Annotated in this window: 16 protein-coding genes; 8 read left to right on the top strand and 8 right to left on the bottom strand. The window is 66.5% G+C overall.

Annotation, left to right across the window (positions count from 1 at the left end):
• Nucleotides 1-2 precede the first annotated feature (2 nt).
• The 3 genes from E4P24_RS17960 to E4P24_RS17950 all read right to left on the bottom strand — a co-directional run bounded on the left by E4P24_RS17960 (nucleotide 3) and on the right by E4P24_RS17950 (nucleotide 3528).
• Nucleotides 3-2522 carry a molybdopterin-dependent oxidoreductase gene (locus E4P24_RS17960; protein ID WP_188148978.1) on the bottom strand — a complete coding sequence of 840 codons (2520 nt, stop codon included), beginning with the start codon at nucleotides 2520-2522 and terminating at the stop codon, nucleotides 3-5.
• Complete coding sequence (locus E4P24_RS17955) at nucleotides 2515-2754, bottom strand: 4Fe-4S ferredoxin N-terminal domain-containing protein (RefSeq protein WP_115891583.1); 240 nt, start codon at nucleotides 2752-2754, stop codon at nucleotides 2515-2517. The genes E4P24_RS17960 and E4P24_RS17955 overlap by 8 nt, the downstream gene beginning before the upstream one ends.
• 132 nt (nucleotides 2755-2886) lie before the next feature.
• Nucleotides 2887-3528, bottom strand: a complete 642-nt coding sequence (locus E4P24_RS17950; RefSeq protein WP_004041174.1) for a helix-turn-helix domain-containing protein — start codon at nucleotides 3526-3528, stop codon at nucleotides 2887-2889.
• 158 nt (nucleotides 3529-3686) lie between these two features.
• Here E4P24_RS17950 and E4P24_RS17945 point away from each other — a divergent pair, with 158 nt between their 5' ends.
• The 7 genes from E4P24_RS17945 to E4P24_RS17915 all read left to right on the top strand — a co-directional run bounded on the left by E4P24_RS17945 (nucleotide 3687) and on the right by E4P24_RS17915 (nucleotide 13223).
• Nucleotides 3687-4949, top strand: a complete 1263-nt coding sequence (locus E4P24_RS17945; protein ID WP_115861427.1) for a glycosyltransferase family 2 protein — start codon at nucleotides 3687-3689, stop codon at nucleotides 4947-4949.
• A 248-nt stretch (nucleotides 4950-5197) separates the two neighbouring features.
• A complete protein-coding gene (locus E4P24_RS17940; RefSeq protein ID WP_004041176.1) occupies nucleotides 5198-6364 on the top strand; it encodes a hypothetical protein in 1167 nt (388 codons plus the stop codon).
• Nucleotides 6365-6541: 177 nt separating this feature from the next.
• Nucleotides 6542-7267, top strand: coding sequence for a hypothetical protein (locus E4P24_RS17935; RefSeq protein WP_004041177.1), 726 nt, complete (start codon nucleotides 6542-6544; stop codon nucleotides 7265-7267).
• 69 nt (nucleotides 7268-7336) lie between these two features.
• The gene (locus tag E4P24_RS17930) at nucleotides 7337-9163 is read left to right on the top strand and encodes a spermidine synthase (protein WP_006600058.1); all 1827 of its coding nucleotides are present in this window, start codon (nucleotides 7337-7339) and stop codon (nucleotides 9161-9163) included.
• Between the two features lie 6 nt (nucleotides 9164-9169).
• Entirely contained in the window at nucleotides 9170-9694 is a 525-nt protein-coding gene (locus E4P24_RS17925; RefSeq protein WP_188148977.1) for a hypothetical protein, read from the top strand.
• 16 nt (nucleotides 9695-9710) lie between these two features.
• Nucleotides 9711-10682: a hypothetical protein gene (locus E4P24_RS17920; protein WP_115861421.1), complete on the top strand. Its 972-nt coding sequence runs from the start codon at nucleotides 9711-9713 to the stop codon at nucleotides 10680-10682.
• 237 nt (nucleotides 10683-10919) lie between these two features.
• The gene (locus E4P24_RS17915) at nucleotides 10920-13223 is read left to right on the top strand and encodes a pentapeptide repeat-containing protein (protein WP_115803614.1); all 2304 of its coding nucleotides are present in this window, start codon (nucleotides 10920-10922) and stop codon (nucleotides 13221-13223) included.
• A 25-nt stretch (nucleotides 13224-13248) separates the two neighbouring features.
• On the opposite strand, the gene E4P24_RS17910 is transcribed toward E4P24_RS17915, so the two are convergent.
• On the bottom strand, nucleotides 13249-14079 hold the full coding sequence (locus tag E4P24_RS17910; RefSeq protein WP_008608613.1) for a carbon-nitrogen hydrolase family protein: 831 nt from the start codon (nucleotides 14077-14079) through the stop codon (nucleotides 13249-13251).
• Nucleotides 14080-14121: 42 nt separating this feature from the next.
• Nucleotides 14122-14475 carry a hypothetical protein gene (locus tag E4P24_RS17905; RefSeq protein WP_006600061.1) on the bottom strand — a complete coding sequence of 118 codons (354 nt, stop codon included), beginning with the start codon at nucleotides 14473-14475 and terminating at the stop codon, nucleotides 14122-14124.
• 252 nt (nucleotides 14476-14727) lie between these two features.
• Between E4P24_RS17905 and E4P24_RS17900 the strand changes: the two genes are divergently transcribed.
• On the top strand, nucleotides 14728-15153 hold the full coding sequence (locus tag E4P24_RS17900) for a DUF5518 domain-containing protein (protein WP_115861417.1): 426 nt from the start codon (nucleotides 14728-14730) through the stop codon (nucleotides 15151-15153).
• A 202-nt stretch (nucleotides 15154-15355) separates the two neighbouring features.
• On the opposite strand, the gene E4P24_RS17895 is transcribed toward E4P24_RS17900, so the two are convergent.
• The 3 genes from E4P24_RS17895 to E4P24_RS17885 form a co-directional block, all read right to left on the bottom strand.
• Nucleotides 15356-16078, bottom strand: a complete 723-nt coding sequence (locus E4P24_RS17895; RefSeq protein WP_115861415.1) for a ThuA domain-containing protein — start codon at nucleotides 16076-16078, stop codon at nucleotides 15356-15358.
• Nucleotides 16079-16570: 492 nt separating this feature from the next.
• Complete coding sequence (locus E4P24_RS17890) at nucleotides 16571-18520, bottom strand: hypothetical protein (protein ID WP_188148976.1); 1950 nt, start codon at nucleotides 18518-18520, stop codon at nucleotides 16571-16573.
• A gap of 211 nt (nucleotides 18521-18731) precedes the next feature.
• Entirely contained in the window at nucleotides 18732-19670 is a 939-nt protein-coding gene (locus E4P24_RS17885) for a dihydrodipicolinate synthase family protein (RefSeq protein WP_188148975.1), read from the bottom strand.
• Between the last annotated feature and the right edge of the window lie 45 nt (nucleotides 19671-19715).

Genomic DNA, 19715 nt, shown 5'->3' with positions numbered 1-19715 from the left:
GGTCAGTCACCTCCCGCCCCGGCGCTGGTCGCGCCCGAACCGGTCGGCTGGTCGCTCGTGTACTTGCTCGTGTCGACGTCGCTCGGCGCCGGTTCGACCTCGACTCTGGTGTCGTAGAACGCGAAGTTCCCCGTCACCTCACACACGTCCGTGTGGGTCAGGTCGTTGTGGTGGCCGCGGACGTAGTCGCTTCCCCACCAGCCCTGGTCGGTGTTCACCAGCCCGGGCTGCATCCCGTCGTTCAGCTTCGCCTTCACGACCATCTCGCCGCGCTCGTTGTGGACGCGGACGTAGTCGCCGTCTTCGATGCCGCGGGCCGCGGCGTCCTTCGGGTTGATGTCCAACTGCGGCTCGTTGTTTATCTCCCGCAGCCAGTTTTGGTACTCGTACTGCGAGTGGATGCGCCACTTCGAGTGCTTCTGGATGAACATCAGCGGGTAGTCCTCCGCCGTGTCCCAGTCGTCGGCCGTCCGGCTCTCGATGTGCTTCGGCAGTTCCAGCGTGACGCCGCCTTCGGTCGGCGCGTCCTCGTCGTACAGTTCCAGCCGGCCCGACGGGGTGTTGAACTCCCCAGTGAACTTGACGACCGGCGTGCTCACCTTCACCGTTCCCTGTTCTTTCAGCGTCTCGTAGTCCACCTCGTCGTCGTTGGCGAGCAGTTCTCGGAGCGTCGCCGACTTATCGCGGTTGAAGTAGTCACCGAAGCCGAGGCGCTCGGCCAGCCTGACCAGCATCCAGTGGTCGGACTTCGACTCCCACAGCGGGTCGTGGGCGGGCTGGCGGTACATGATGTGCGGGTGGCCGCCCCACGTGTCCACGACGTCCTCGCGTTCGAACCAGTGGGACGCGGGCAGGATGATGTCCGCGTGCTGGACCGACGGCGTGTGGTGCATGTCGGCGACGGCGATGAGGTCGAGGTTCTTCGACGCCTCCAGCCACCGCTGTCTGTCCGGCATCTGGTTGGCGATGAAGTTCGACTCCTGTGAGTACATCACCTTTAGCTGGTAGGGGTCGCCGGACTCTATCGCGGTGAGGATGTCCGTCTGCGGGAGCGACGTGGTTCCGGGCCCGTCCTCGGGGGCGTCGTAGCCGCCGTTGTCGTACGACCCGCCGAGCGGGTGGCTCCCCTGAATGCTCCCGTGGCGACCGAAGTCGCCGGTCAGCCCGAGGAGGATGGCGTACGCCTGCCCGAAGGTGTGGCCGTACTTGTAGCGGTCGACGCCGTAGCCGGAGGCGATGCCGCCGGGGCCGCGCGTTGCGAGCCAGCGCACCGCGGTGCGGATGTTGTCGGCGTTGATGCCGACCTCGGCGGCGACGGCGTCGGCGTCGTAGTCGGAGACGTGTTCTTCGAGGAGCGAAAGCGCCGTGTGGCAGTCGACGCCGGCGACGGTGTACTCACCGAACAGCGCGTACTCGCCGTACGTCTCGGGTTCGAGCGCGACCGGCTCGCCCGTCGATTCGTCGACCGCGACGGGCAGGTCCTCGGTCACGTTGTCGAACACGTCGCTCGCGTCGAGCAGTTCGCCCGTGTCGTCGCGGACGAGCGCCGGCCCGAGCGTCCGCTCCCGGAGGAACTCGGTGTCGTAGGTGCCGTCGTCGAGGACCGTCTTAATCATCGACAGGGTCAGGAGCGTGTCCTTCCCCGGCTTGATGGGGAGCCAGAGGTCGGCCTTCGCGGCGGTGTTCGTGTACACCGGGTCGACGCAGACGAGCTTCGCGCCGTTTTCGACCGCGTCGAGGAGCTTCGAGGCGTCCTGTTGGAGGTTGCTGGCGAAGATGTCCGACCCCCAGACGATGACCGTGTTCGCGTTCCGCCAGTCGACGACCTCGTTGGTCGGGACGTTGAAGAAGCCGGCTCCGGCGAGTCGACTGAAGCCGAGTCCGACGTTGATGTCGATGGACCACGACTTCTGAGTCCCGCCGAACAGCGACGACAGCCGGCTCTGGATGGTGCCGCTGATGCCGTTGTTCCCCGACCCCGTCTCGAAGTAGACGCTCTCGGGGCCGTAGTCGTCGCGGACGCGCTCCATCTCCGCGGCGATGTAGTCGAGCGCCTCGTCCCACGTGACGCGCTCGAACTCGGCGGCGTCGCCGCGGCCCTCGGGGTTCGGACTCCCCGGCTCCCAGCCGACGCGCTTCATCGGGTACTTGAGCCGCGTGGCGTTGTAGATGCGCTGGGTGTGCGACAGCCCGAGGGTACAGGCGCGTTTGTACCGCTCGTCTTCGGGAATCTGCGGCTCGATTTTCCTGACGCGTCCGTCGCGGACGTGCGCTTCGAGCGGACACTTCCCGCGACAGTTCGGCGCGCACGCCGTCCTGATAATCTCGTCCTGTCCGACGTAGCTCTCGATGCCGGGGTTCTGCCTCGACGCCGGTTCGGTGGCGGTCTCGGCCAGCGAGGAGGCGTAGCCGCCGCCCCCGAGTCCGAGCGCGACGGCCGCGGCCCCGCTGGCTTTCAGCACGTCGCGTCTGAACACGCCGTCGCCACCACCTCCCGTCGAGCCGCGTCTGTCGTCACTCATCGAACCCCTCCGGTTCGGTCGGGCGGGCGTCCTCACCGAACTCCGCGACGACCGCCTCGTGGTACTTCTCGTGGAACGCCTCGTCTGAGAGTTCGCCGTTCGAGACCCGAATCGCGTCGCGGGCCATCCGCAGTCCCAACTCGGCGTCGTAATCGCCCCCGTCGAGGATGTTCGCCGCTTCCGTCTCCCACTCGTCGAGCGGAGTCAGTCGCGGCTGTTGTGGGTCGCTCATGGTTACACACGTACCGAGGGTGGCGGCCTCGGTAGGCCACCCGCTGGATAATGAAGCGGTTTATATACTCGACGTCGCACCGAGCCGTCTCGAACGTCAGCTGTCTGCCGTTTTTGCGGGGTGGTCGAGGGATTACTCGGAGTCGAACACCGCCGTCGCGAGCTTGGCTTCCACGGCGTTCAACCGCTGGGAGAGCGCCGACTTCGAGATGCCGAGCGCCTCCGCGAGCGTCGCCAACTCCGTCCGTCGCGGCGTCTCGTAGTAGCCGTGGTGGACGGCGATGAGCGCCGCCTCGCGCTGCTTCGCCGTGAGCGACGAGAGGTCGATAGTCGCCGTCTTCGACTCGGTCGAATCGCCGCGCCCGTCGGAGGTGAGTCGCCTGAGACAGACGCGCTCGGTCAGTTCGTCGAGCCGCTCCACGAGGTCGGTGATGACCGCGCGGTCCGAGAGATACGTCTCGACGACGATACACTCGCCGTCGGCGCGGCGGATTCGCGGTACGCATTCGAACTCGGCGAACGCCCGGCAGAGACAGTCGTCGCCGACGCTCGTCGTCGCGTGGACCACTTTCGAGGCGTCCCCGTCGCCGACGGTCACCTCGGCGTGGCAGACGTCGCCGTCGAGCTGCGTGTGGACGTCTTCGACCGCCGAGTCGGGGCCGGCTAACGGGCACGAACAGCGCTTTGCAGGCTCGATTTCCAGCAGGAGCTGGAGGTGTTGTTCCCGCAGTGTGTCGGCTTTCGCCTCCGCGACGCCGCTCGTGGAATCAGCCATTGGTAGTCAGTCGGTCAACACGGGGGAAGTGGGTTGTGCTGGTTCTCAGATTCCGGCACTGCTCTGTCTCGTCGCGGGCGACGGCTCCCGGCCCGCACCGAGTCGGTCGATTCCGTAGTCCGTACATTCATTACTCCAAGAATGTATGTCTAATCTACATGTTCGAAGTCCAGTCCGAGCTGGCGATATTCGTCCTCTTGATGCTCGTCTGGACCGTCTTCGCGCTCTACTCGGCGTCGGTCTTCACGTGGTTCGTCGAGGTGCTCGTCCTCGCGTGGCGACAGACTATCGCCGCCGACGACGTCGCCTACGGCTACGACGACATCCAAGTCCGCATCATCACCATCGACGCGGCGGGAATCGTCCAATCGACGGTCGACGCGGTCCCCGACGGCCTCGCGGACGTTCGGGTCGTCGCCGAGAAGCCGATTTCGGTGGACGGTGCGTCGGTCCACGTCGTCCCAGAGGAGTTCACCTGCACGGCGACCCACAAGGGCCGGGCGCTCGAATGGGCGCGCCGCGAGATTCCCTGCGACAAGGAGTTCGTCCTCTACCTCGACGAGGACACGCTGATGGCGAACTTCGAGGGGTTGCCGGAGGGCGACATCGTCCAGATTACGGAACTCCCGCTGTACACCGGGTCGTGGGTGACGTATCTCTCGGAGGTGTTCCGCATCGGCTACCAGCGCGAGCAGCGGGCGTTCGGCCGGTTCAGATTCCCGCTGTACGCGTGGGGCGGCGGCATCGCGATTCGGACGCGCCTCGAAAACGACATCACGTGGGACTCGAAGACCATCACCGAGGACACGGACTTCGCGTGGCGCGCCGCCAGCGCGACGAACCTCGAGTTCAACGTGCTGGACTGCAAGTTCCGCAATCAGGCCCCACCGTCGGTGATGACGATGCTCAAACAGCGCCGTCGGTGGTTCTCGGGGACGCGACAGGATTCTGACCTCCTGCCGCTACATTATCAGGTGTTCCTCCAGTTCCGCCTCGTCGCGTGGGGCTTTTCGCCGCTCATCCCGCTGATAACGCTCCTCACGTTTCTCGTCCCCGGCGCGCTCCCCGACCTGATGCTCTACCGAATCGGCTCGCTCGTCGAGTTCGCCACGCTGTTCGTCGTGACGGGCGTCGGCGTCGCGAGCTACTGGTCCGAGTCGAAACTCACGCTCCTCGCGGTCCCGTGGACGCCGGTTCTCGTCGTTCTCAACACCGCGGGCGCGCTCTGGGGGTTCGTCTCGCCGGTCGAACACTTTACCGTCACGACCAAGGTTCCCCTGGAGACGGTCGAAAAGCGGAACCCCGCGTTCGAACCCGGTTCGCTCACGGACCACGACGGCCGGGACGACCTGCCGGAACAGTTGGACGTGCACCGACTCACGACCGAACTCCGCGAATCATTTCACATAGATGATGATTGATTGTGGGCCGACCGAGCCGTCTCGACGTGGCGGCTGATAATATCCCGTAGAATACAGTGTGTGCGCTGCCGTCCAGCGATTTTTGGTTCGTCGTCAGCCCGTGAGAATCGAATCAAGCCTTATCCACCGTATCTGTGAATCTCCATGTGTATGTCACCGAACATTCAACTATGTCAGTGCCCGTCACGGTGCTCGGTCGGGTGCGGTTCGACCCCTCGCGTGCATCTCGGTCTCGGGGGTGACCGCCCGTGGCGATAGTCGAGTCGCTCGTCGGCAACGGCCTGTTCGTCCTGTTCCTCGCGGTGCTCGTCGGGATGGGGCTCGGCAAAATCAGCTTCCGCGGCGTCAAGTTCGGCGTCGCCGGCCCGCTGTTTGCGGGGCTGGTGCTCGGCCACTTCGGCTTCACCGTCCCCGACGCGTACAGCGGGCTCACGCTGGCGCTGTTCGTCGCCGCCGTCGGTCTCATCGCGGCGCACGAAATCGAGGGGACCGTCAAGGCGTACGGGCTCAACTTCGTCGCCGTCGCGGTGCTGATGCCGACCGTCGCGCTGGCGCTCACCTACGTCTGGACGCAGTTCGTCTTCCCCAACGCGTCGACGCCCCTCATCATGGGGTCGTTCTCGGGCGCGCTGACGAGCAGTCCGGGGCTGGGGTCGGCTATCGAGGCCCTCCCCGCGGCCGCCCGGCAGGACTACCAAATCGGCCACTCGGTCGGCTACGTCGTCGGCGTGCTCGTCATCGTCGTGTTCCAGCAGTTGTACCCCGTCATCGCCCGCCTCGACCTCGACGAGGAGAAGCGCGGCTTCGACGAGGCTATCGGCGGCACCGACGACGACGAATCGGGCTCGTCGGTCACCGAGGTGACGTTCAGCGTGATGGGCTACGCGCTCGTCATCGTCGCCGGCGCGGTCATCGGGTCGATTCCGATTCCGATGGGACCGTTCGGCACGCCCTCGCTCGGGACCACCGGCGGCGTCCTCGTCGCCGCGCTCGTCTTCGGTTACTTCGGCCGGGTGGGTCCCGTGCCGACGCGCATGGACACCGGCATCCTCTCGGAGATTCGGGCGTTCACGCTCGCGATGTTCCTCGCGGTCGTCGGCATCGGTGCCGGCGGCGGCTTCCTCGCAACCATCTCCGAGTACGGCCTCCAAATCGTGGCGGCCTCGGCGCTGACGAGCTTTATCGCCATCCTCGCCGGGCTCGCGCTCACTCGCTACGTCTGGGGCATGGACTGGATTAGCGCCGCCGGCGGTATCACGGGCGGCCACACCGACACGAAGGGTCTCGCGGCCGCCGTCGACGCCACCGGAGCCGACGAGGTCGCGGCGGGCTACGGTAACACCTACCCCTTCGCGCTCCTGTTCATGGTCGTCTACGCGAAGCTCCTCGTTATCATCATCCCGCTGGCCGCGTAGCCGCTCGTGTGCGTTCGCCGCGACACGAGGCGGTCGGCGCGGTCGCGGGCCCACCGCGGGCCCACCGCGGCCCCGTTCCGAGATACGCACCGGCCGGCGCGGTTTTCTCTCACGCCGAACGTATCGAACCACAAGACTGTTATCCTAGTTTTCTGATTGACAGAGACGAGAGTCCCCATGAAGCGCCGCACGTTCCTCCAACTGACCGGTCTCGGGGCCGCCGGCGGGCTCGCCGGCTGTCTCGGCTCGAACTCCCCTCCCCCGCGAAAGTCCAGCGTCGTCTCCGACTTCGAGGTGTCCGACGGCTCGCTCGTCGTCGACCTCGCCGACCAGACGTGGGTGATGTCCCGCTACGAAGCCGCCGACCAGTCGTCGCTGTCAGGGTTCGACCCGCAGTCGCTGGCCGCGCTCAGTCCCGTCGGGGTCGCGAGCGCGAAAGGAAAGGGCGGCGGCGGTGGCGGCCGCGGTGCGACCGGTCGCGGCACGGGCGGCTACGCCTCCGCTCCGCGGACCGTCCACGGCCACGCGTGGTACCACGGCGGCGACTACGCCGACGACTGGTACGAGAACAACGCCGGCAAAGTGAGCCGGTTCCCGGTCGGCGTCGCCGCGCTCGGCATCGCCTACCTCGGGTCGACCGCGGCGATGCGCGACGACGCGCCCGACGCCGGCCCGGTGCCGTGGGACCGCGAGATACAGGACCCGAGCGGCACCGCCGAGTACGACATGTCCGACGGGAGCCAACTGGGTCGCGACGGCTGGTACCGCGTCGGCGCGCACATCGTCGGCGACGACGTGAACCACGACTTCCGCTGGGAGTGTTACGACCTCGAAGTCACCGACGGCATCGGTGACGCGGGGTACTCCATCGAGGAAGAGTGGAAAGTCTCCCCGCGCATCTGACCGGGACGAACCACGACGACCGCCGCGGCGACATCGTCGCGTCCGCCGCGACCGACTCGCCTTCCATCGATGTCTAACACACGAACCGACACGGCGACGCTCCTGACGCTCACCTTCGTGGTGTCCTTTTGTAGCTTCGCCTACGAGTTCGTCTACTCGGAGCTGCTGACGGTGATGTACGGCGGAACGGTCACCCAGTACGTCATCACGGTCGGGCTGTACTTCTTCAGCCTCGGCATCGGCGCGGCGCTTTCGGACGACCTCGACGGCGAGACCCTCGGCGGGAACTTCTTCCGCACCGAGGTGCTTCTCGCGGCCGCCGCGCCCGCGGGCTTCCTGCTCATCGTCGGCCTCAACAGCGTCCGCATCCCGCAGGCGGTGCCCGCGGAACTCGTCTGGACCGTCGCCCGCCTGCCGGTCGTCGTCGTCGGGTTCCTCTCCGGGTTCGAACTCCCGCTTTTGACCCGCATGTTCGACGACCTCGACGACGACGGGTCGTCGACGCCCTCGTGGCTCCGGACCGCCGGCACGCGAATCCACGATTTCGTCGTGGCCGCCGTCGGCACCCTCTGGACCGTCGAGCGGACCGAGGGCCGCAGAAGCGGGCTTTCGGTCGTCCTCGCGATGGACTACGTCGGCGGCCTCGCCGGTGCCGTCGTCTACGCTCGCGTCCTCTACCCGGGTATCGGCCTCATCCCGACGATATTCGTGCTGGCGCTCCTCAACGGGGTCGCCGCGCTCGTCTTCGTCGCCCACTTCGGCGCGTGGTCGTGGTGGCCCCTCGGCGGCGACGAGGCGTCCGCAAGCGCCGGCACCGGCGGGAACGCGGCCGCCAGCGCCAGAACGGACGGCTCCGACCGCTCGCTTTCGGCCGCCCGCGTCTCGAAGACGCTCCTCGTCGTCTGCCTCCTCTTGACGGCGACCTACGCGGGCGTCGTCGCCAAACACGACGCCGCCGACGAGCGCCTGTCGCAGCTCTACCTCGAACAGCAGATAGAAAACGAGTACCCGCCGGGCGCGATACGCGCGACGGTCACCTCACAGGAGACGACCGCCTACCAGCACGTCATTCGGTACGACCGAACCTGGACCGGCACCGGCCCGAACCCGCACTTCGACGGGCGGACAGAACGGTGCCTCCGCCTCGGCGCGGCCGTCCAACTCTGCGAGAGTTGGGCCGACAGCTACCACGAGGGGCTGGTCGACGTGCCGATGTCGCTGGTCGACCCCGGCCCCGACACCAAGGTGCTCGTCGTCGGCGGCGGCGACTGGATTGCCGTCGACCACCTGCGGGAGTACGGCGTCACCGTCGACCACGTCGACCTCGACGGCGAGTTCATGCGCGACGCGAAGACGGACCCGTTTTTCGCCCGCTGGCACGACGACGCCTACGAGTACGACCGGCTGAACACGACGGTCGCGGACGGCTACCGCTATCTCCAAAAGACGAACGAGACGTACGACCTCGTGTTGCTCGACATCCCCGGCGCGACCGACGACGACCTGCTCACCCTCTACTCCACGGAGTTCTACCGCTCCGTCCGAACCCACCTCTCCGAGGACGGCGTCGCGGTGACGTGGGGCTACTCGCCCGACGCCTACCCCGAACACCACAAGGCGTTCGTCAACACCGTCGGGGCCGCGGGCTTCACCCGAGAGCTTTCCTACTGGGTGCGCGAGGACCTCGACGACGACGGCGAGACCGAGCGCGTCGAGCAGTTCTACGTGCTCGCCCCCGGCGACCGCCCCCGACTCACCGGCGACGGCGCGACCCGGTACGTCCGCGCCCGCGAGGAACACTACGGCGCGGTCGAGTGGCACGCGGTCCCGCACTACCGCGGCGTCCGCGAGAACTCCATCTTCCACCCGAACTACGACATCCTCGTCGACACTTGATTTCCCATGCCCTCCCACCCACCTTCCACGACCGAATCGCCTTCCTCCGCCGACCCGTCGCCGCCGGCCGAGACACCGACGGAACTGTACTTCGGTTACAGCGCCGACGTCCCCGACCTGACGACCGTGGACGTGAAGACGGTCGCCCCGGCGACGCTCGCGGGCGAACCGGCGGTCCTCACCGTCATCGGCGAGTCCCACTACGTCGGCCTGCCGGCGCTCGACTTCCACGAGCTGTGTTCGTGCAAGCCGCTGCCGCACGAACGGACGCATCGGACGCCGCTGTCCGCCGGCGCGGAACGCGAGTTCAGCTTCGAGAGCGACCGGCTCGACGCCCGAACGGTCGTGGAGGGTCGGCCGCTCGACGCCTTCCCCGGCCCGGACGACGCGACGGTCGCCTACCGGTTCGACCCGGAGGCGTGGACCACCATCCGCATCGCAGACGGTGGCTACGAGACGTACCACACCTACCCGGAGTACGACCTCGCGCTGCACACGGAGACGACGATGACGCCCAACACCCACCGATGACGCTCAACACCCACCGATGACCCGAAACGCTTCCACCTACGACGGCGACGTGACGCTCAACGGCTCCGAACGACCCCCGGTCGAACTCCGCGACCCCGCGGACGTGTTCGTCGGCGGCGCGAGCGTCGCCGGCGACCTCGCGGTGCAGAACGCCGAGTACGTCTTCACCCACGCGCCGGTGACCGACGACGCGGCCGTCGGCGATGGGACGGGCGGCGACGCGGCCGTCGAGACCGAAATCCGCGGCAGTCTCGAAGACGGCTACGTCCAGTCGGTCGCCGGCGACGTGCTTCTCGGCGACGCCGAAGACGTGTTCATCGCCGCGGACGCCGCCGACGGCGCGGTTTCGGCACCCGGCGCGGAGAACGTCTACGCTGGCGAGGCAACGCCCGCGGCCGCCCCCGACGACTACGACGTGTCCACCTTCGGCTGGAAGCAGTCGGGGAGCGTGACCGACCCGGACACGGGCGTCTACGCGGTCGGCATGGCCCACGACATCGACCTCACGAAAGTCACCGCCGACGTGGAGCTCTACCTCGTCGGCCACGGCCACGAGGTGCGCGTCGAGGGTCGGGGCGCGGCCGTTTCGGTTCACTTCGTCGGCTACGACAACACCGTCAGCGTCGGGCCGTATCTCGCGTCGAGCGTCGAGACCGACACCGGCTTCGACAACGCGGTCGATTCCGACCCGTATCCAGCCGAGGACCTCGTCGAGATGTCCAGAAGCGAGGCGTACTCGAACGCCGGGTTCGGCCGCCGGAAAGTGACGTTCCAAGAGCCGGCCGACGGCGACGAGTGGTGTCCGAACTGCGGCAAGCCCGCCGAAGCCATCATCGAGCGCCACCAGATGGAGGCGTTCTTCCTCTTCGGGTGGCCGCTTTGGACCTTCGAGCAGAGCACTAATCCCGCCCGCGAGTGCGAACACTGCTCGCCCAACGCGATTCACGCCGAACTCTCGGCGTCCGAGCGCCGCGAGATATTCGACTGACGCCGGCGGCGGTCCGAAGATATATATCAACACGTCGGACAATGTTGCACATACGACCGTCCGCGCGGTCGAGCGTCGCCCCGACGCCCGAGCGCGCTCGCCGCACTCGGCTCGGCCGCCGGACTCGCGGCATCCGCCACGCCCGCCGTCCTCAGCGCGCCCACCGCAGCCATCCGCCCCTCCCCAGCCATCCGCCCCTTCCCAGCCATGTCGAGAAATGAGTCCACGCCGGCGCTGATGTCCTCTTCGTCGTGTCGGTACACGTTCGACCCGTCGGTGCAGACCGACGCCCACCTCCAGACGACGTGGGAGTGTCCGCACGAAGCCCACCCCGAAAGCGAGTTCTGCGTGTTCCACATGAGCCGCGACGAGCGCGCATCGCTCGACGTGACCGGCGACGACATCGTCGACGAACTCCGGGCGAACCTCCAGTCGCCCGACACCCGCGTCAACGAGTACGTCGGCGCGGACCTCCCGCATCTCTCGCTCACCTATCAGGACATCAACGGCGCGACGAACCACGTCCTCAACTTCCAGCACGCCGATATCGAGGGCTTGGACCTCACCCACGGCCGCCTCGACCAAGGGTTGATTCTCCGCGAGGCGACGGTCGACCGCCTCAAACTCGACGAGGCGGTCGTCACCGGCGACGTGGACGCCCGGGAAGTCACCGTGACCGGCGCGGTGACGGCCGACGAGGCGACGTTCGAACAGGACGTTCGCTTCTCCGGGGCGACCTTCCGCGGCGAGGTCCGGTGCGACGAGACGGTGTTTCAGGGCGACACGAGCTTCGCGGACGCCACGTTCCACGGCACGGCGCGCTTCCGAAACGTCGAGACCAGCGGGAGTAGTCACGTTCTGGAGGACCACATCACCTTCGCGGACGCGACGTTCCGCGACGACGCGAGCTTCAGACAGGCCATCTTCGACTACGTGACGTTCGACGGCGCGCGGTTCACCGCCGGCTCGGACTTCGAACACGTCGAGTTCGAGGGCGACGCGCGGTTCGACGGCGTCCGCTTCGACGAGATGGCCGACTTCGACGAGGCGCGGTTCGACGACGACGCGAGCTTCGCAAACGCCCGATTCATGCAGTTGGCCGAGTTCCGCGGCGTCGAGTTCAACGGCGGCAGCCGGACGACCCACGACGACGTGACGTTCGAGGGCGCGACGTTCGAGGGCGAAGCCGACTACAAACTCGCGCGATTCCGCTATTCGGACTTCAAAGACGCCGTGTTCAAGGGCGCGGTCAGCTTCGACCGCGCGACGTTCACCGCCCGCACCGACTGCTATCGCCTCCGCGTCGACGGCGCGTTCGACCTCTCTTTGGCGTCGTTCGGCGGGCAAGCGAACTTCGACGACAGCGAGTTCCACGACGCCGTCGTCGCCGAGGAGGCGACGTTCGGCTCCGATGCCTCGTTCGAGGCGGTCGAGTTCCAATCGAACGCCCGGTTCGGTGAGGCCCGATTCGAAGAGGACGTGAGATTCAACGCCGCCACGTTCCGCGGCCTCGCGTCCTTCCGCGGGGCGTTCTTCCAGGGCGAACTGCAACATCTCGAAGCCAACGCCTCGTTCAACGAGGCGACCTTCGAGGCCGGCGCGGAGTTCGAGGCCGCGAACTTCACGAGCGCGTCGTTCTGGGAGACGACGTTCCACGACCGGGCGGACTTCCGGCAGTCGGACTTCGAGACGGCGCGCTTCCGCGTGCTCGTCGGCGACCGCGACACCTACCTCGACTTCACCGACGCGACGCTCGACGGCGGCACGATTTCGCAGGGCTCCGGCGAGCCGACGCCGTACGACCTCACCCGCGCGACCATCGGCGACCTGACGCTGGAGGGCGACGGCAACGAACACCAGCTTTTGGACCACTTCCGCTTTTGCCTCACCGAGTTCGACCGCTTCGACTTCAGCGACCACCACGGCTATCTCGAACGCAACGACTGGACCATCCACGACTTCGTCGGCAACGGCGCGACCGGCCAGTTCGCCGTCGAACTGACGCCCGATATCATCGAAGAAACGTACCGAAAGGCGCAGGACAGCGCCAACGCCGTCGGTGACACCCCCGCGAGCCGCGAGTTCGAGTTCAAGCGCTACTACTACAACCGCCAGAAGAACTTCGACATCATCCTCAACGAGTACTCGCTGAACACGTGGGCCCGCGGCAAGAAGGTCGCCAGCGTGGGGCTGAACACGCTCATGCAGGTCACCTGCGGCTACGGCAACCGACTCCCGCGAATCGCGGCGTTCACGTTCCTCCTCCCGGCGCTGTTCGGACTGTGTTACGCCCTCGGCGGGCCGTTCCTGACGCAGGCGGGGAGCGTCTTCGACCCCGCCGCCGTCGACAAAACGACGATGGAAGTGCTCTTCGACAACGTCTATTACAGCTACATCAGCTTCAGCACGGTCGGCTACGGCGATATCAACCCGCTCGGGCCGGCGGCGCGGGTGCTCGCGGCGAGTCAGGGGATGTTGAACGGGCTGTTCTTCACCCTGCTCACGTTCACGCTGTTCAAGCGCGTCCTCGGCGGGAGCTAATCGGGCCGGGTCCGCGGTCCTGTCCTCACTCGTCCGACCGCTTGTACACGTCCGGTCGCGCGTGCTGGAGCGTCTGCATGTCGCGGCGGATATCGTCCAGGTGCGACAGGTCGATGGTCGCCGTGACGACTTCCTCGCGGTCCCGCGCCTTCGAAATCACGTTCCCCCACGGGTCGACGACGAGCGTGCGGCCGTAGGTCTCGACCCACGACGGCTTGTCCCCGATTTGGCCGGGCGCGATGACGTACGCCTGATTCTCGATGGCGCGGGCGCGAAGGAGCGGCTCCCAGTGGTCTTTTCCGGTGTGCATCGTGAACGCCGACGGGACGAGTAGGACGTTCGCGCCGGACTGCGCCATCGCCCGGTAGAGCCCCGGAAACCGGAGGTCGTAGCAGATAGAGAGGCCGAACGTCGCGAGGTCGGTATCGACCGTCACCGGCCTATCGCCGGGGGCGACGTAGTCGGACTCGCGGTGTTCGACGCTGCCGTCGAGTTCGATGTCGAACAGGTGGACCTTCCGGTAGGTGTCGAGCACCTCGCCGCTCGGGCCGATGAGCGCCGACGTGTTGTAGACTCGGTCGCTGTCCGGAATCCGCTCGAAGAAACTGCCCGTGTGGACGAAGACGCCGTGCTCGCGGGCCTTCTCCGAGAACCGTTGTATCGTCGGGCCATCCAGCGCCTCCGCGACCTCTGCGAACCGCTCTTCCGGGCCGATGAAGGTCGTCATCTCCGGGAACGCCACGAAATCAGCGCCGTCGGCCGCGGCCTCGTCGAGGAGGCCGAGCGCCCGCTCCACGTTCGCCGCCTTGTCGTCTCGGGAGTCTAGCTGGCACGCGGCCGCCACGAATCGGGACATCTCGTCGGGAGGCTACGCGGACCGGCGGTATGGTAGTCACGGTTACTCGCTCGGGTCGAACTCCAGATAGACGAGTCGCTCGTCTCCGACCGTCCAGCCGCGATGCCCCGGCGGGATGGTCGCGGCACGGCCGGCGGCAATCTCCGTCCGCGCCCCGTCGTCCAGTTCGAGACCGAGCGTCCCGGAGACGACGTAGATGTCGTGGGCGTTCTGACAGTAGTCGGGTTCCGTTCCGTCGCGGTCGGCTTCCGCTCCCCACCCCGGCTCCAGCGTCGCTCGCGTGACCGACACGCCGCGTAGTTCGACCGACTCCGTGCGACCGCCTTCGAGTGCTGTCGAGGTTGCGTCGGAAAGCTTCGTGACGACCAGTTCGTCGACTGTTGTACTGTCTGCCATGAAACACGTCCTGCGGGCATCGTAGTATCTCTTGCGTCGGAACCGAACCCCCGATTACAATATATCAAAATACTTTATAGATTATATTCATCTACTACTTATGATATTTATCGCTCCGAGGGTCCTGTCGTCATCGCCGGCCCCACAGTCTGCGAACAGTACCACGAACGGCCCGGACGCCGAGTACAGTTCGACCCCCGCGGTCAAACCCCGCCAAATATATGACTTCTTAGCCGCCTTACATACGCGCGTATGGTCTCGATTCCCCGCTTCGGTGCCCTCTCTCCGGAATGGAACGCCGCGCTCGTCGGGGCGATAGCCTCGCTTCCCATCAGTGCCGTGGTGAACTGGTTCCCGAACTCGGAGGCGACCGTCGGTGCCGGGATGATGATATTCGGGGCGGTCACCGCGGGAGTCGTCGCCGCGGTCCGCTCGGTGGATTCGGACGCCGCCGGACTCTACGCCGGTTTTCTTGGCGGCGTTCTAGAACTGGTCATATTCGCGGTGACGACGGGAACGACGGTGGCGTGGCCGCTGTCCAGAGTCGCGTTCTTCGCATTCGCCGGCGGGGTCGTCGTCTGTCTCGCCTCCATGTTCGGTCTGGGGTGCGGTCGAATCGGCGGATGGCTGATGCGGACTGTCGGCTCACGGTGGAACCCCACCGCGAGCACGTCGTAGCCTCCTGTTGCTGTTCTACGTTGAATTACCAATCTTCAAATATATATCTAAATCTGGTATGTGTGGCCGTCCCGCTGCTCGACCCCGAGGTCGAACATCCTCCCAGTTCTCCCAGTGACCAAAGAGCGAATTCGTTCAGCAGCAGTTGTGGTCGTCGTTCTTCAGTGGGGAACAGTCTCCGCGCCGACGCGCGCCGCTCCGCTCACTCCTCGACGTGTTCGAGCGGGTCGGTCTTCCCCCACCGCGCCGACGCGCCCTCGGTCGGCGTCGCCCACTCGACGGCGTTGTCGATGACGCGTTTGACCTCGTCTTGGTGGAAGATGGGATACTCCTCGTGGCCCGGTCGGAAGGCGAAGATTCGTCCGCGACCGCGGCGGTAGCAGACGCCCGAGCGGAACACGTCGCCGCCTTCGAACCACGAGATGAAGACGGTTCTATCGGGTTCAGGGATGTCGTAGGGCTCGCCGTACGTCTCCGTCGCCGGGATGACGAACTGCTCGTTGAGGCCGTCAGCGATGGGGTGGCCGGGGTCCGCGACCCACACCCGCTCGCGCTCGCCGCCGTGGCGGTATTTGATGTTGCAGGTCGTCCCCATCAGTCGCGTGAACGGCTTCGAGTTCTTCCCAGAGTGCAGCGGGATGAAGCCCATCCCCTCGTGGACGCGGTCGACGACGCGCTCCGCGACGGCGTCTGTCACCTCGTCGTTGGCGCAGTGGGACCACCAGACCAACACGTCCGTCGCGTCCAGCGTCGCCTCGTCTAAGCCGTGTTCGGGTTCCTGTAACGTCGCCGTTCGTACCTCGCGGTCCGGTCCCTCCAGATGCGCCGCGATGGTTCCGTGGATTCCCGTCGGATACCGCTCCGCAACGGCCGGTTCCTCCCGTTCGTGGACGTTCTCGTTCCAGACGGTGACTCGTGTGGGCATGCGCCATAGTGTTCGCCCCCGGTGATAAATTCTCTCACCACTCGTGACTGCGGTCCTCGTTCACGCGCAAAGCCCGTTCCCTCAAAGGGAACAATGTGTATAATCGAAGAAGAACGGCTATCAGCGACGAATCAGCCACTCCTGCGTTCGGAGCCGACGAACTACGAGATGCTGACCCGATTTCCCGACCCATTTTCGTTACAGACGTATGGGTGTAATCTGTGTCTGGTAGCTCCTCCCACGGCCCTCGCTCCGGACTCGTAGAATATATCTCGATTAATAATTCCCAACACGGGAACACCGTCTCTCCCGGTGTTTCCGTCGCAGGGCGACCTGATAGCTAATCATCGGTTTCGAGGCTTTTCAGTCGCCCTCTCGAATACTGAGATGCCACGCGACGACTACTGTCGTTCCCGTGACGGGAACGAATCGACGCTTTTCCAGTCCTCGTACGCGCCTTCCGAACCCGGCGCGGCCCGGTCGGCGTGTCGCTTACGGCTCCGTCTCCGACCACGGGTGGTCGTAACTCGGGTCGTCGACGAAGCGGTCGAGGCCGGCGCGAATCGACATCCGGCTTCCGGCGGGGAGTCGGACCCGGAGCGCGTCCGCGCTGTTGTCCTCCCCGTCGCTCGCGCTGTCGGAGTCGTCCGCGCCGTCGTCGACACCGCGCTCCGCCCCGTCGGTCTCGACCGCGGTGAACCGGTGTTCGCCGTACGCGCCGGCTTGGACGACGACCTCCTCCCGCCTCGCGCCGGTGTTGACGAGCGTCAGTTCGAGGCCGTCGCTCGTCACCGACTCCACGAGCGCGGCGACGCCGGACGGGAGCCCCGGCCGCTCTCTTCGGGCGTCGAAGTGGCGCACTTGGGCCATCACGAGGCCGCCGTAGTAGACCGGCTGTGGCGCGCCCATCGTGAGTTGGAGGAGCGCCTTGTGGAACGCCGGGTTCCGGTCCCTGAGGTAGTCCTCGTCCACGGTCGTCGGTTCGTTCCCCTCGGCATCGAACAGCCGCAGTCGCACGTCGACGTGCTCGCGCGTCGCGTCGAGGATTCGGTCCGGGTAGTCCGGGAACTCCCCGTCGAGATAGGCGAGCCACGCGTACTCGTGGCCGTCGCCGTGTTTCGTCTTCGCCCGCGGGTCGACGCGTCGCCAGTCCTGTTTCTCCCAGTCGCGGAGCCGACGAATCCGGTCTCGGTCCTCGTCGCGCATCGACATATACCAGAGGTGGACCGCGTAGGGGTCGTCCGTGTGCGGCTGGAACTCGTACCAGCCGTCCCGCCACAGTACCTCCCCGTCGTCCTCCGTGAGGACGCCCGACGCGTCGTAGTGGTAGTCGCCCTCGCCGCCGTACTTGTGCGGGATGTAGAGCGTGCTGTGTACGTCGTCCTCGGCGACTTCGATGCCGTTCTCCATGAGGACGTCGAGCTGCGACCGCGGGAAGTCGAGATACTCTCTGTCGCCTTCGAGCAGGACCGCGTTCTCGGCGGCGACCGTCGGCCCGATGCCGACGTAGTGCCACCCGCCCCACGACCAACCGTAGTAGCCGCCGTACCACGAGCCGTCGGTGTACTCACCGATTTCGCCGGAGCGCCCGACGTTGTCGGGGATGATACCGCCGTTCTCGGCCGTCCGCTCCCGCCACGCGCCGAGGTAGTCGGTCACCCACTCGCGGTAGCGTTCCTCTCCGGTGTGGAGGTAGGCGTTCGTCATCAGGCTCGTGATGTTGAGGTTCAGCGGGATGTCGCCCTTCGCGCAGCGCTCGTTCAACACCTCGAACAGGCGCTCTTCGTTCGCCGGGTCGAGGAGGTCTGCGGCCTCGTCGAACTCCAAGTCCCGCCACGGGAGGCCGTGTCTGGCCCAGCGGTAGTCCGCGCCGTAGGGGTGGTGTTCGTAGGCGGAGAAGTCGCAGAACTCCGGGCCCATGCTCCCGTTCATCGGCCCGCGAACCACCCGCTCGTCGGCGTCGTAGTTCCTCGCCTCCGAGTCGGCGGTGTAGAGCTCCGCGAACTTCTTCGCCCGGTCGACGACCGCCTCGTCGTCGGGCGCGGCGAGGCCCATGTTGTACGTGTAGAGATTGCCCTCCCCGAGGTGGAACCAGTCGCGGCACTGTTCGAACTCGTCGACGACCATCGGATGGCCGAACGGCGTCTCCGTCTCCGCGCCGCGTTCGAGCGCGGCCTCGTACACGCGGCGGGCGTGGTCGAGCAGGCTTTCCTCGCCGCCCATCGCGTACACGAGCGGCCAGTTGTAGAATCCCTCGACCACGTCGTCGAAGCCGTCGACGCCCACGTGGTCGTCCGGCGGCCAGAACGGCTCTCCGTCGGGTCCGGTGTAGTCGGCGACGAACCGGTCGACCGCGTCGGCGGTCAGGTCGAACAGCGCTCTTTGTTTGTGCGCCCACGTCGGCGGCCGAGTCGCCTCGGCGGTCGCTTCGAACTCGCGCATGCCAACATACCCCGCGTCTCGGGTGATGAATATTTGGGTCGCGCGAGATACTGGTGGCTGTCCGGTCCGGCCCGCGGTGCGCAGGCCGGCCGTCTCGTCGCTGAACCGTCGGTTCAGTCGTCACTCTCCGCGCCGATAGCGACGCACTCGACCTCGTGCGTGGCCGTCGCTCTCGCCGCTGTCGGTCGTCGGCGTCTTCTGTCGTCCCCACTCAGTCGATGAGACGTTCGATGTCGTCGTCGAGTTGGTCGTACAGTTCCTCGGCGCGGCGCTCGTCGTCGGCCGACAGCGACCGAATCGGCTCGCGGACTGCCCCGCCGCGCAGGCCGGCCAGTTCGAGCCCCTTCTTCACCGCTGGGACGCTGATAGCGCCGTCGAGGCTGTTGTTCTGCCCGGTCTGGTCGCGGAAGTTCTGGTAGGGCAGACAGATGTTTCGAAGCTCGCGGGCGCGCCCCCAGTTCTCCTCGGTGAGCGCCTCGAACAGCGCGAGGCCGACTTCCGGGCGGAAGTTGCTCACGCCCGCCGAGAACCCCTCGATGCCCTCGTTCCAAAACGAGACGGCGAAGGGCTCCGCGAGGCCGTCCACCCAGACCACGCCGTCGCCGGTGGTGCTGGCGGCCGCGCCGAGTTTTACGGCGTCTTCGATGGCGTACTTGATGCCGACCACGCCGTCGAGTCCCGCGAGGTCACGGAGATAGTTGATTGACGGATTAAACCCCTTCACGTACGGCACCAGCGGGGCCGTCGAGGCCTCGGCTAGTTTCTCGTAGTAGCGAAGCAGGCCGCGCTCGTGGACGTAGGTGTGGTCCGGCGGCATTATCATCATCCCGTCGACGCCGATGCGGTCGTAGGCGTCGATGAGTTCGCGCGCGCTCGCCGTGCTCCCGCCGACGCCGGCGAGGACGCACACGTCTGACGGGAGCGCGTCGACCGCCGTCGCCGTCACATCGACGCGTTCCTGCCGGGTCAGCGAGTGGTACTCGCTGATGTTCGCCGACGCGAGGAACGTGCGGATTCCCCCGTCGTAGAGCGTCGTCGCGTTCGCTGCCAGTTCGTCGTGTTCGATGTCGAGGTCGTCGTCGAACGGGGTGAGGAGCCCGGCGGCGACGCCGCGCAGGTGCTCGCGCACACCGCTCTCTGCGAGTGGCATACCCGAACCACCGGGCACTCGCGCATAAAATCTTCGGACAGGGGG

Source organism: Haloferax sp. AS1 (assembly GCF_014530665.1).
Classification (GTDB): domain Archaea; phylum Halobacteriota; class Halobacteria; order Halobacteriales; family Haloferacaceae; genus Haloferax; species Haloferax volcanii.
Note: the sequence above shows the minus strand (reverse complement) of the source record. Positions and strands in the feature narration are given on the sequence as shown.

Coding starts and splice junctions, on each gene's coding strand:
- E4P24_RS17960 (WP_188148978.1), bottom strand. CDS start 2,522: ATGAGTGACGACAGACGCGGCTCGACGGGAGGTGGTGGCGACGGCGTG.
- E4P24_RS17955 (WP_115891583.1), bottom strand. CDS start 2,754: ATGAGCGACCCACAACAGCCGCGACTGACTCCGCTCGACGAGTGGGAG.
- E4P24_RS17950 (WP_004041174.1), bottom strand. CDS start 3,528: ATGGCTGATTCCACGAGCGGCGTCGCGGAGGCGAAAGCCGACACACTG.
- E4P24_RS17945 (WP_115861427.1), top strand. CDS start 3,687: ATGTTCGAAGTCCAGTCCGAGCTGGCGATATTCGTCCTCTTGATGCTC.
- E4P24_RS17935 (WP_004041177.1), top strand. CDS start 6,542: ATGAAGCGCCGCACGTTCCTCCAACTGACCGGTCTCGGGGCCGCCGGC.
- E4P24_RS17930 (WP_006600058.1), top strand. CDS start 7,337: ATGTCTAACACACGAACCGACACGGCGACGCTCCTGACGCTCACCTTC.
- E4P24_RS17925 (WP_188148977.1), top strand. CDS start 9,170: ATGCCCTCCCACCCACCTTCCACGACCGAATCGCCTTCCTCCGCCGAC.
- E4P24_RS17920 (WP_115861421.1), top strand. CDS start 9,711: ATGACCCGAAACGCTTCCACCTACGACGGCGACGTGACGCTCAACGGC.
- E4P24_RS17915 (WP_115803614.1), top strand. CDS start 10,920: ATGTCCTCTTCGTCGTGTCGGTACACGTTCGACCCGTCGGTGCAGACC.
- E4P24_RS17910 (WP_008608613.1), bottom strand. CDS start 14,079: ATGTCCCGATTCGTGGCGGCCGCGTGCCAGCTAGACTCCCGAGACGAC.
- E4P24_RS17905 (WP_006600061.1), bottom strand. CDS start 14,475: ATGGCAGACAGTACAACAGTCGACGAACTGGTCGTCACGAAGCTTTCC.
- E4P24_RS17900 (WP_115861417.1), top strand. CDS start 14,728: ATGGTCTCGATTCCCCGCTTCGGTGCCCTCTCTCCGGAATGGAACGCC.
- E4P24_RS17895 (WP_115861415.1), bottom strand. CDS start 16,078: ATGCCCACACGAGTCACCGTCTGGAACGAGAACGTCCACGAACGGGAG.
- E4P24_RS17890 (WP_188148976.1), bottom strand. CDS start 18,520: ATGCGCGAGTTCGAAGCGACCGCCGAGGCGACTCGGCCGCCGACGTGG.
- E4P24_RS17885 (WP_188148975.1), bottom strand. CDS start 19,670: ATGCCACTCGCAGAGAGCGGTGTGCGCGAGCACCTGCGCGGCGTCGCC.